Genomic DNA, 11,247 nt, shown 5'->3' with positions numbered 1-11,247 from the left:
GGGGCCTTCTTGCTCTGCTCGTACTTGTACTTGCCGAAGTCCATGATCCGGCAGACGGGCGGCCGAGAGGCCGGCGAGACCTCTACCAAGTCCAGGCCCCGCTCCTGGGCCATCTCCATGGCGACCGAGGTGGCGATGATGCCCACCTGGGCGCCGTTCTCGTCGATCAGACGGATCTCGGGGATGCGGATCCGTTGGTTAACGCGGCTCCGTTGGTTACCGCGGCGTTCGTCGGAATCGCGGCGGATGAGCCTACCTCCTGCAAATGGAAAAGGGAGTGAATGCAAAGGCACCCACTCCCCCTGACGGAGTCCCTGGGAACGCTGATCGACGCACGCCAGGGTGGCCGTCAGGTGAGAGTCGCCTCTGCTTTCGCCGTATTCGGTTGTAAGCCCGCAAACTAGCGCCTGGCCGCGATCTCGTCAAGGGCTCGTTGCACGAAATCGCCGGCCCGGGCCCTGCCCTCGTCGCCCGCCCGCCGGCTGCGCGCACGGCGACGCTGCCGTCCTCCAGCTCGCGGGAACCCACCACCAGCATGTAGGGGATCTTCTGGAGCTCCGCCTCCCGGATCTTGTAACCCACCTTCTCATCGCGGCCGTCCAGCACCGCGCGCAGGCCGGCGCCGCGCAGGGTCTCCAGCACCCGCGCGCCGTATTCCCGGAAGGGAGCGCTGACGGGCAGCACCGCCACCTGGACAGGCGCCAGCCAAAGGGGGAATTCCCCCGCGTAGTGCTCGGTGAGGAGCGCGATGAAGCGCTCGATCGAGCCGAAGAGCGCCCGGTGGATGATGTAGGGGTGCTTGTGGGCGCCGTCCTCGTCGACGTACTGCACGTTGAAGCGGCGCGGCAGGTTGAAGTCGAACTGGATCGTCGTCGTCTGCCAGTCCCGACCGAGGGCGTCCCGCAGCTTGATGTCGATCTTCGGCCCGTAGAAGACGGCCTCGCCCTCCATGCGCTTGACGGGCAGGTTCACGCGGCCGATCGCCTCGCGCAGCGCGTGCTCCGCGGCCCCCCACTCCTCGTCGGTGCCGATGTACTTCGCCGTGTTCAGCGGATCGCGGACGCTCAGCTCGGCCCGGAACTCCGTGAAGCCGAAGGACTGCTGCAGCTCCCGCGAAAAGTCGATCAGCGCCGTCACCTCGTCGACGAGCTGGTTCGGCCGGCAGAAGATGTGGGCGTCGTCCTGCGTGAAGCCACGCACGCGCAGGAGCCCGTGCAGGGTGCCGCTGCGCTCGTAGCGGTAGACGGTGCCCAGCTCGGCGATCTTGAGCGGCAGGTCGCGGTAGCTCTTGAGATCGTTCTGGAAGATCAGGATGTGGCCCGGGCAGTTCATCGGCTTGACGACGTAGAGCTGCTCGTCCTGCGTGAAGGTGTACATGTTCTCGGCGTAGAAATCGAGGTGGCCGCTGGTGCGCCAGAGCTCGCCGCGAAAGATGTGCGGCGTCATCACCAGCTGATAGCCGCGCTGCTTGTGCTCCGTCTTCCAGTGGTTCTCGATCACCTCGCGCAGCACGGTGCCCTTCGGGTACCAGAAGGCGAGGCCGCCGCCGGCCTCCTCCTTGATGCCGAAGAGGCCGAGCTGCTGGCCGAGCTTGCGGTGATCGCGCTTGGCGGCTTCCTCGAGCATGCGCAGGTAGTCCTCGAGGTCCTTGGCCTTGAACCAGCTCGTTCCGTAGATGCGCTGGAGCTGCTCGCGTTTCTCGTCGCCCTTCCAGTAGGCGCCGGCGACGTTCATCAGCTTGAAGGCCTTGAGCAGACCCGTGTCGGGAACATGCGGGCCGCCGCAGAGATCGACGAAGTCCCCCACCGTGTAGAAGGAGATCGGCGTGTCGGCCGGCAGCTCGCCCACGTGCTCGACCTTGAAGGGCTGCCCGTGCTCGGCGAAGTAGCGCGCGGCCTCGTCGCGCGGCAGGACGCGCCTCGCGAAGGGCAGCTTGCGCCGCGCCAGCTCGCGCATCCGCTCCTCGATGCGCGCGAGATCTTCGGGCGTGAAGGGACGGCCGACGAGGATGTCGTAGTAGAAGCCGCTCTCGACATCCGGGCCGAAGGCGAACTTCGCTTCCGGGAAGAGCTCCTGCACCGCCCAGGCCATCAGGTGCGCGGTGCTGTGGCGCAGCACCTTGAGGCTCTCGGGGTCCTGGTCGGTGAGGACCTCGAAGCGGCCACTGGCCGCGATCTCGCCGTGCAGGTCGAGCAGTCTGCCGTCGAGCTTGACGGCGACGGCCCGCCGCAGGAGGCCCTCGCTGATGGCGCGGATGGCGTGGGGAACGGCCACCGGTGCCTCGAGTTGCAGGGTCGCCTCATTGGGGAGCGTGAGCGTGATCGTCATGTCGGTCCTCACTACGACAGAGGTCCCGGATGCGGAAAGGGCCAGACGCCGGGTCTGGCCCTTGCGAGTCGGTGGGAGCTGCTGGGATCGAACCAGCGACCTCATGCGTGTCGAGCATGCGCTCTAGCCAGCTGAGCTAAGCCCCCGCAGCAACGAAGGATATAACCGAGAGCCCGCTGGCTGTCAAGGGCCGCTCAGGCGACGGGCGCCGCCTCGCTGACGATCCGCAGACGTGGGGCGCCCTTCTGGAAGCGGAGCTGACCTGCGTCCCCGCAGTCGACGAGGAGATGGTCGCCGTAGCGGAGTTGCCCCGTGGCGACCAGATTCGCCAGCGGGTAGACCAGGAAGCGCTCGATGGCGCGCTTGATGTGGCGCGCGCCGTACTTGCGGTCCACGCCCTCGGCCAGGAGCAGGGCCTTGGCGGCGTCGGTGAGCTCGAAGGAGAACTTGACCTCGCCGGCCGCCTGCATGATCCGGCGCTGGAGCTGGCCCAGCTCGATGTCCAGGATGCGGCGCATGTGCTCCGGCGTCAGGTTGCGGAAGACGACGACGCTGTCGATGCGGTTCATGAACTCCGGGGAGAACTTGCGGCGGGCGGCATCGAGCACCGTCGCGTAGATCTGGTGGTCGAAGCCGGGCGCGTTCAGCTCCGCTTCGCGATCGCCGAAGCCGATGCCACCCTCGATCAGGCGGTCGATGCGGTCGGCGCCGATGTTGCCCGTCATGAAGATGACCGTGCGGGTCATGTCGACCTCGGTGTTGTCGCCGAGGGTCAGGCGGCCCTTGTCGAGGATCCCGAGCAGCAGGCTCCAGAGCGTATCGCTCGCCTTCTCGATCTCGTCGAAGAGCAGGAAGGTGAAGTCCATCTCCGGCGTGCGATAGCGCTCGAGATTCGCCTGCGAGAAGTAGGGCGTCGTCTCGCGGTGGCCGAGGTAGCCCGGGGGTGAACCGATCAGACGGCTGATCTCGTGACTGTGCGCGTACTCCGCGCAGTCCACCTTGAGGACGGCGTTGGCGGTTCCGAAGAGGATCTCGCTGGCCGCTTCCACGATGCGGGTCTTGCCGCTGCCGGTCGGGCCGAGGAAGAGGAAGTTGCCGATCGGGCGGTTCGGCGGGAAGAGGCCGGCGAGGAAGACCTGATAGAGCCGCGCGATTCTCTCGACGGCCCGATCCTGCCCGACGATCCGCTCGCGCAACTGCTGCTCGAATCGCTCGGCGGCCAGGGACTTCTTGCTCGGATCGAGCGTGCTCTTCGTTGCCGTGCTCACGGTGTCGGGACCTCCTGCTGCCTGTCCGGCCGGCCACAGCAAGCAGCCTGCCAAGGGCTTGCCGACGAGAGGGGGCAGGAAGCACGGGGAATCCCGGGTCATGGCGCCGGTCATCTGCTTGGCACGGGCGCAGATCCTGCGCCGCCGCGGGCTGCCGCGCTGTTCTGGGGAACGGCATTAGTTGCCCGCACTCCCGCGCGCGCGCTGCGCGCGGCACTGCAGCCCGCCCGCTGCTGCAACGCAAGGCCGCAATTTCCAACGAGCGCCGCCAGAAGCAGCGCGGGCGCCGCCACTCGGCAGCGCCCGCCTGCGGGACGGCGTCGGAAGCGAACGGTCAGTCGACGACCTCGTAGTCCGCGTCGACCGCCTGGCCGCCTTCCTTGGGTTTGTCCGGACCCGGGGCCCCCGTTGGCGCCGCGCCGGTGCGCTGTTGCCCCGCCGCGGCCTCCTCGTAGAGCTTCTGGGAGAAGGTGTGCAGCGCGCGGTTCAGCCGCTCGACGCCCTGCTCGATCGCTTCCTTGTCCTCGCCGCCCAGGGTCTGCTGGAGGGCGGCCATCGCGCCCTCGATGTCCTGGCCCCCGGGTCGTCTCGTCGAGCTTGTCCTTGTGCTCCGCGAGCTGCTTGCCGGTCTGGTAGATCAAGGCCTCGGCGTTGTTGCGGGCGTCGACCAGCTCGCGCCGCCGCCGATCCTCCCCGGCGTGCGCCTCGCCGTCCTTGACCATCTGCTGGATCTCCCGCTCGTCGAGCCCGCTGGAGGCCTGGATCTTGATCGACTGCTCCTTGCCCGTCGCCTTGTCCTTCGCGCTGACCGAGAGAATGCCGTTGGCGTCGATGTCGAAGGTGACCTCGATCTGCGGAATGCCGCGCGGCGCCGGCGGAATGCCGGCCAGCTGGAAGCGGCCGATCGACTTGTTGTCGGCCGCCATCTCCCGCTCCCCCTGGAGCACGTGGATCTCGACCATGTTCTGGTTGTCCGCCGCCGTCGAGAAGATCTGCGCCTTGCGCGTGGGGATCGTCGTGTTGCGCTCGATGAGGCGGGTCATCACGCTGCCGAGGGTCTCGATGCCGAGACTGAGCGGGGTCACGTCCAGCAGGACCACGTCGCGCACGTCGCCGGCGAGGATGCCGCCCTGGATCGCCGCGCCGAGCGAGACCACCTCGTCCGGATTGACGCTGTGGTTCGGCTCGCGCCCGAAGATCTGCTTCACCAGTTCGCGCACCGCAGGAATGCGGGTCGATCCGCCGACGAGGATGACTTCGTCGATGTCCGCCGCCGTCAGGCCGGCGTCGCTGAGGGCCCGCTGGCAAGGCTCGACCGTGCGCTGCACGAGGGAAGCCGTCAGTTCATCGAACTTGGCGCGCGTCAGGTTCACGTTCAGGTGCTTCGGACCCGTGCGGTCGGCCGTGATGAAGGGCAGATTGATCTCCGCCTGGGTGCGCCCGGACAGGTCCTTCTTGGCCTGCTCCGCGGCCTCCTTGAGGCGCTGGACGGCCATCGGGTCCTGCATGAGGTCGATCCCTTCCTTGCCCTTGAACTCGCGGGCCAGCCACTCGATGAGCACCTGATCGAAGTCGTCGCCGCCCAGGTGGGTGTCGCCGTTGGTCGATTTCACCTCGAAGACGCCGTCGCCCAGCTCGAGGATCGAGATGTCGAAGGTGCCGCCGCCGAGGTCGTAGACAGCGATCGTCTGGTCCTGCTGCTTCTTGTCCTCGCCGTAGGCCAGGCTGGCTGCCGTCGGCTCGTTGATGATGCGCTTCACATCGAGGCCGGCGATCTTGCCGGCGTCCTTCGTCGCCTGCCGCTGGCTGTCGTTGAAGTAGGCCGGCACGGTGATGACGGCCTCGGTCACCGGCTCGCCGAGGTACTCCTCGGCGGTGCGCTTGAGTTCGCGCAGGATCAGGGCGCTGATCTCCGGTGGCGAGTACTCCTTGCCCCCCATCATGATGCGGGCGTCGCCGTTCGGTCCCTTGCGAACCTGGTAGGGCACCTCCTTGATCTCCTGCCCGACCTCGCCGTACTTGCGGCCCATGAAGCGCTTGACCGAGTAGACCGTGTTCGTTGGGTTGGTGACCGCCTGCCGCTTCGCGAGCTGCCCGACCAAGCGCTCCCCGTCCTCCGTGATGGCGACGACGCTCGGCGTGGTGCGGTGCCCCTCGCTGTTGGGGATCACCTTGGGCGCGCCGCCCTCGATGACCGAGACGCAGGAATTGGTGGTTCCGAGGTCGATGCCGATGATCTTGCCCATGGCTTCTCGAAAATTGGTGGTTCCGAGGTCGATGCCGATGATCTTGCCCATGGCTTCTCCTTACCCTTGGGGTCTCCAGCTGCGGCCGCTATGGGAAGATGCGTGCCAGCTGCCCGGGGACCGGACCGGCCGCGTATCTGATGAATCGTCAAGGAGATGTGTCCGCACACCGCCGCCCAGCCGGCGGAGGCCGGCGGCGGGCAAGGACACCGTGTCCGATAGTCTGCCATCATGGCCACCCTGCCTTCTGGCTCGCGCAGCCAGCCTGTCAGAGCGGGCTTGCCAGCCCCCGCTGCCGCGGCTACGCTGCGGCCGCCACAGGGGGAGGGCTCCGTGACAGCTCCGCCGTGGACGCCCGGCCGCCTGGGTGTCCGGCTCGTCGACCGCTTTCGCCGCACCGAGGCCCTGCGCCTCTACCCGGGCGTCATGGCCTCCCAGTGGGACTCGCCGGATGCCCTGCAGGAGCTGCAGTGGGAGGCGCTGCGCGCCCTCATCGCCCACGCCGCCCGCCAGGTCCCCTACTACCGGCGCCTGTTCCGCGATCGCGGCCTGGAGCCCGAGGACTTCCGGGAGCCCGCGGATCTGGCCCTCCTGCCGCGACTGACGAAGGAGATCATCCGCCGCGAGGGCGCGGCGATGCTCGCCGACGACTGGCGACGCTTCCAGCCGCGGACGAAGGCCACGAGCGGGTCGACGGGAGTGCCGCTCCGCTTCTGGATCGATCGGCGGAGCCACGGCCACCACTGGGCCTTCATCTGGCGGGCCTGGGCACTCAGCGGTTTCGTCCCCGGCGACCGCTGGGCCGCCCTCGCCGGCGGCGCGCTCGTGCGCCCGAGCGCGTGGACCTGCGCCAGCGCGTCTACCTCTGGCTGAACGGCGCCCTGCACCTGCCGAGCTACCACCTCAGCGAGGAGATCCTCGACCGCTACGCCGATCTGCTCGCGGGCGCTCGCCTGCCCCTGCTCTATGCCTATCCGAGCAGCCTGCGTCTCTTCGCCCGCCACCTCGCGCAGCGTGGGCGCCGAATCGCCGTCCGCCACTTCTTCACGACGAGCGAGCTGCTCCCGGCCGCCTGGCGCGCCGAGATCGAGGCCGCCACCGGCGGCTGCGTGCACGACATCTACGGCAACAACGACGGCGGCCTCCTCGCCTTCGAGTGCCTCGAGCACGCCGGCTACCATCTGAACATGGAGGGCGCCTTCGTCGAGATCGTCGACAGCGAGGACCGCGCCCTCCCGGCCGGCGCCGCCGGCGAGATCCTCAGCAGCAATCTCCTGAACTACGCAATGCCCTTCCTGCGCTACGCCCCCGGCGATGCCGGCAGCTTGGCGGCGGCGCCCTGCCCCTGCGGGCGCGGCCTGCAGCGGCTGGCTGCCGTCGAGGGGCGTGTGCGTGACGTCGTCATCACAGGCGCTGGCCGCCGCGTGCACGGCGCCTTCTTCAACCACTTCGAGCCCTTCTACCGGGCCGATTGGCTGGAGGCCTTTCAGGTGCGGCAGCAGCGCGCCGGAGAGATCGGCCTCCTGCTCGCCGTGCGGCGCCCCCCGACGGAGGCGGAACTCACCGGCCTGCGCGCCGAGTTGCTGCGTGGCCTGGGCAGCGAGACCCGGCTCGAACTGGTCGTTGTGGCTGAGATTCCGCGCGGTGGACTGAGCGGCGCGGACGGAATGCCGGAGCCGGGATTCGAACCCGGACGGCTTACACCGGGGGATTTTAAGTCCCCTGCGTCTACCGATTTCGCCACTCCGGCGGGAAATGCGGAGGCGGCACCCGGATTCGAACCGGGGATAACGGTTTTGCAGACCGTCGCCTTAGCCCCTTGGCTATGCCGCCGCGAATCCGAGACTCCTCCTCCCGGAGGCTATGTGCTGGCGCGTGCGGAGCGGGAAACGAGACTCGAACTCGCGACCCCAACCTTGGCAAGGTTGTGCTCTACCAACTGAGCTATTCCCGCCCAGGACGCCCTATGAATAGGCCAACGCCCTTGCACTGTCAAGGGTCCTGGCCGGGACGCGGCCGGGAATCCCGGGCCTGGTTGACCTCGATCGCCGCGAGTCGCTGCGCCACCTCGGCCTCGGCGCCGCGCCGCGCCGACCGGGCCGCCGCGTAGAGCAGCAGGTAGTCGCCGGCGCTCCGCTCCCAGCTGAAGTCCAGGGCCATGACGCGCCGGCGCGCCGTGGCCAGCGCCGCGGGCCGCGCGAAGAACGCCGAGGCCCGGGTCACCGCGTCCAGGAGAGCGGCCGGCGACGCTTCCCGGAAGACGAAGCCCCGCCCCTGCTCCGGCTCGGCGTCGAGATCGATCACAGCCCCGCCCCTGCTCCGGCTCGGCGTCGAGATCGATCACGGTGTCGGCCAGCCCGCCGGTCTCGCGGACCACGGGCAAGGTGCCGTAGCGCAGGCTGTAGAGCTGATTCAGGCCGCAGGGCTCATAGCGGCTGGGCATGAGGAAGAAGTCGGCCCCGGCCTCGATGCGGTGGGCAAGGCCTTCGTCGAAGCGCGGAACCAGCCGGAGGCGTTCCGGGCAGCGCCTTGCCATCGCTTCAAGTACGGCCACGATCTCGGGGCTGCCGGTGCCGAGAACGGCCAGCTGGATGGGCAGGGCGAGCAGCGCATCGGCGACGGGGGCGAGGAGATCGAAGCCCTTCTGGTGCACGAGGCGGGAGACGATCCCGAAGAGGGCCAGGTCGGGGCTCGGCTCGAGGCCGAGCTCGGCTTGCAGGGCGGACTTGTTCGCGGCCTTGCCCTCCGCGGCAGACTCGGGGCCGTAGCGAACCGGCAGATGCGGGTCGCGCTCCGGCGACCAGGCCTCGGCGTCGATCCCGTTGAGGATGCCGACCACCGGCGGCCGCCGGCCGGCGAGCACGCCCTCCAGCCCGTGGCCGTACTCGGGTCCGCTGCCGATCTCCTCGGCGTAGCGCGGGCTCACCGTCGACGCCAGGTCGGCGCCGAGGATCCCCGCCTTCAGGCAGTTCAGGCGACCCCAGAACTCCCAGGGACTGCCGCTGGCCGCCTCGTGCGGCGCCAGACCGGCGCGCCCCAGCAGGGGCAGTGGGAAGAGCCCCTGATAGGCGAGATTGTGGATGCTGAAGACGGTCGCCGCTCCGCCCAGGACGCTGTTGCCGCCCCAGTGCCGCCGCGCGAGCAGCGGCGCGAGGCCGGTGTGGAAATCGTTCGCGTGGAGCAGGTCGACCGGCTCGCCCTGGCCGGCCAGCCAGTCCAGCGCCGCCAGCGTGAAGGCGAGGAAGCGCTCGCCATCGTCCGCGTGACCCTTGCCGGTGCGCGGATCGGTGTAGATGCCCTCGCGCTCGAAGTAGGCCGGGATGTCGATTGCGATCACGCGCAGGCCCGGCGCGCTGTCGATCAGCCAGGCCCGGTAGGCGGCCGGAGCGCCAGCGGGCTGAAAGGGGATCCTTCCCGCTCCCGCGGCGGCGAGCGTGGGCGCCGCGGCGCGCACCGCCCGGTGAAAGGGCAGGATCAGGCGCAGCTCCTGGCCCCTGGCCGCGAGCGCGCGCGGCAGGGCACCCGCGACGTCGCCGAGCCCGCCCGCCTTCGCGTAGGGCAGAGCCTCGGCCGCCAGGAAGGCGATGCGCAGTCGCGCCTCCACCGGCCGACCTAGTCCGTCCGCGCCGGCGCCAGTTCCAGACGGCGCAGATACTCGGCGGCATCCTCGGGGGGCGTCGGATTGATGTAGAAGCCGCTCCCCCACTCGAAGCCGGCGACCTTGGTGAGCTTCGGCATCAGCTCGAGGTGCCAGTGGAAGTGCCACTCGCCGCCCGTGTTGATCGGCGCGGTGTGCAGCACGTAGTTATAGGGCGGCTGGTCCAGCGCGAGGTTGAGCTTGCGCAGCAGCGAGCTCAGCACACCGGCCAGGTGCCAGGGCCAGGCGCGCCGCCTCGCTCAGCCGGTGGAAGTGCGGCTCGTGGCGCTTGGGCAGGATCCAGGTCTCGAAGGGAAAGCGCGCGGCAAAGGGCGAGATCGTCAGGAAGTGCTCGCTCTCCATGATGATGCGCCGACCGTCGAAGCGCTCCTGGTCGATGATGTCGCAGAAGATGCAGCGCTCCTTGAGCTCGAAGTGGCGGCGCGTGCCCTCCAGCTCCTCGACCACGCGCTTGGGGATGATCGGCGTTGCAATGAGCTGGGTGTGCGAGTGCTCGAGGCTGGCGCCGGCGTCCTCGCCGTGGTTCTTGAAGACGAGGATGTAGCGAAAGCGCTGATCGCCCGCCAGGTCGAGCTGGCGCACGCGGTAGGCTTCGAGGACCTGGGCGATGTGCGCGACGCTCAGGTCGGCGAAGCTGCGCGCGTGTTCCGGCGAGTCGATGATCACCTCGTGGGCGCCGATGCCGTCGACGACGTCGTAGAGGCCGACGCCGCGGCGCTTCAGCTCGCCCTCGATGACCAGCGCGGGGAACTTGTTGGGCACGACCCGCACTTGCCAGCCCGGCGCATTGGGTGGGCCAGCGGGACGCACGGCGAAGATCTCCGGCGGCGTCTTGTCCTCATTGCCCGGGCAGAAGGGACAGAAGCCGCCGCGCGGTCCCGCCGCGCGATGGGGGAAGTCCATCGGCCGCTTGCCGCGCTCGCTGGCGATGATCACCCAGCGGCCGACGACCGGGTCCCTGCGCAGTTCAGGCATGCGGCCGCCGCTCAGCGTTCGAAGATCCAGGCATCCTTGTAGCCCTGCTCCGCCAGCGCGCGGCGCAACGCCACCGCCTCGTTGCGATTGGTGTAGCCCCCCACGAGCACCTTGTAGAACGCATCCAGCCAGAGAATGCGCACTGGCTGCTCGAGGCGAGCGTCGGCCTCCAGCGCGTGCTCCTCCGCGCTCTGTCGGCTCGTGCTCGCGAAGATCTGCACGTAGAAGAGCGGCGCACTCGGCTCGGGACTCAGCGTTTCGACGGGCGGCGGCGTCGCCGCCGCTGCCGGTTCGGCGCTCGTCGCTGCGGCTTCCGGGTGCGCCGGCGTCGCGTCGGCGGGCGGCGGCGCCGCGCTCGCAATGGGCAAGTCGTCGAGAACCGGCAGGTCGGGCTCGGCGATGACGGCGTTCTCCTCCGGCGGGGGCGGCGGCTCCTCGGCCAGGAGATCGTAGACCAGCGTGTCGCTGGCGGCCACGGGGGTCTCCGCCGCCGGCGGCAGTTCCAGCCAGGGATCGTTCTGCAGGGACGGCTTCGGGCTGCAGGCCGCCGCGAGGAGCGCCGCGGCCAGCAGGACCAGGGCGTGCTTGCGCATTGGAACCTTCCTTACCCGCCGCCGGTGGCGATGAGCGGCGGGAGGATAGCAGTGAGCCTGGAGCCTGGCAACAGGATTCCCCGCTCAGCGGCGGGCACGCAGTTCCTCGTAGAGGGAGAGCGTCTGCGCGAGGATCGCGGCGGGCGCGAAGCGCGCCCGCGCGTCGGCGTAGCTCGCGC

6 protein-coding genes, 4 tRNA genes and 3 pseudogenes are annotated in these 11,247 nt (G+C 69.3%); 1 reads left to right on the top strand and 12 read right to left on the bottom strand.

Annotated elements, in window-relative coordinates; all coding sequences use genetic code 11:
* From infC to dnaK, 5 genes and pseudogenes are all read right to left on the bottom strand, one after another.
* The coding region (gene infC / locus FJ251_09550; GenBank protein MBM4117961.1) for a translation initiation factor IF-3 at positions 1 to 248 on the bottom strand (248 nt) is incomplete at its 3' end.
* Between the two features lie 4 nt (positions 249 to 252).
* Complete coding sequence (gene thrS / locus FJ251_09545) at positions 253 to 2,433, bottom strand: threonine--tRNA ligase (protein ID MBM4117960.1); 2,181 nt, start codon at positions 2,431 to 2,433, stop codon at positions 253 to 255.
* A tRNA-Val gene (locus tag FJ251_09540) sits at positions 2,398 to 2,474 on the bottom strand. Before FJ251_09540 ends, thrS begins: the two co-directional genes overlap by 36 nt.
* Positions 2,475 to 2,522: 48 nt before the next feature.
* Positions 2,523 to 3,710 carry an ATP-dependent Clp protease ATP-binding subunit gene (locus tag FJ251_09535; protein MBM4117959.1) on the bottom strand — a complete coding sequence of 396 codons (1,188 nt, stop codon included), beginning with the start codon at positions 3,708 to 3,710 and terminating at the stop codon, positions 2,523 to 2,525.
* 220 nt (positions 3,711 to 3,930) lie between these two features.
* Positions 3,931 to 5,842, bottom strand: a pseudogene (gene dnaK, locus FJ251_09530) (molecular chaperone DnaK).
* 333 nt (positions 5,843 to 6,175) lie between these two features.
* Here dnaK and FJ251_09525 point away from each other — a divergent pair.
* Positions 6,176 to 6,715 (top strand): hypothetical protein, encoded by a 540-nt coding sequence (locus tag FJ251_09525; GenBank protein ID MBM4117958.1) that lies wholly within the window; start codon positions 6,176 to 6,178, stop codon positions 6,713 to 6,715.
* Between the two features lie 795 nt (positions 6,716 to 7,510).
* Here the strand turns inward: FJ251_09525 and FJ251_09520 are convergent.
* The 7 genes and pseudogenes from FJ251_09520 to FJ251_09490 all read right to left on the bottom strand — a co-directional run bounded on the left by FJ251_09520 (position 7,511) and on the right by FJ251_09490 (position 11,068).
* Positions 7,511 to 7,592: transfer RNA gene (locus FJ251_09520), tRNA-Leu, on the bottom strand.
* A gap of 8 nt (positions 7,593 to 7,600) precedes the next feature.
* A tRNA-Cys gene (locus FJ251_09515) sits at positions 7,601 to 7,675 on the bottom strand.
* Positions 7,676 to 7,720: 45 nt separating this feature from the next.
* A tRNA-Gly gene (locus tag FJ251_09510) sits at positions 7,721 to 7,796 on the bottom strand.
* Positions 7,797 to 7,834: 38 nt separating this feature from the next.
* Positions 7,835 to 8,146, bottom strand: a complete 312-nt coding sequence (locus FJ251_09505) for a hypothetical protein (GenBank protein MBM4117957.1) — start codon at positions 8,144 to 8,146, stop codon at positions 7,835 to 7,837.
* A 7-nt stretch (positions 8,147 to 8,153) separates the two neighbouring features.
* A pseudogene (locus FJ251_09500) lies at positions 8,154 to 9,548 on the bottom strand (glycogen synthase).
* Positions 9,455 to 10,475 (bottom strand): annotated as a pseudogene (gene galT / locus FJ251_09495) (galactose-1-phosphate uridylyltransferase). Before galT ends, FJ251_09500 begins: the two co-directional pseudogenes overlap by 94 nt.
* 11 nt (positions 10,476 to 10,486) lie before the next feature.
* On the bottom strand, positions 10,487 to 11,068 hold the full coding sequence (locus FJ251_09490; protein ID MBM4117956.1) for an SPOR domain-containing protein: 582 nt from the start codon (positions 11,066 to 11,068) through the stop codon (positions 10,487 to 10,489).
* Positions 11,069 to 11,247 lie beyond the last annotated feature (179 nt).

The organism is bacterium (genome assembly GCA_016873475.1).
Taxonomy (GTDB): Bacteria; Krumholzibacteriota; Krumholzibacteriia; order JACNKJ01; family JACNKJ01; genus VGXI01.
The sequence above is the reverse complement of the archived record's forward strand: the minus strand, read 5'-3'. Positions and strand labels throughout refer to the sequence as shown.

What these genes read in the sequence shown, in the direction of transcription:
- thrS (MBM4117960.1), bottom strand. Translation starts at nt 2,433, where the DNA reads ATGAGGTCGCTGGTTCGATCCCAGCAGCTCCCACCGACTCGCAAGGGC.
- FJ251_09490 (MBM4117956.1), bottom strand. Translation starts at nt 11,068, where the DNA reads ATGCGCAAGCACGCCCTGGTCCTGCTGGCCGCGGCGCTCCTCGCGGCG.
- FJ251_09535 (MBM4117959.1), bottom strand. Translation starts at nt 3,710, where the DNA reads ATGACCGGCGCCATGACCCGGGATTCCCCGTGCTTCCTGCCCCCTCTC.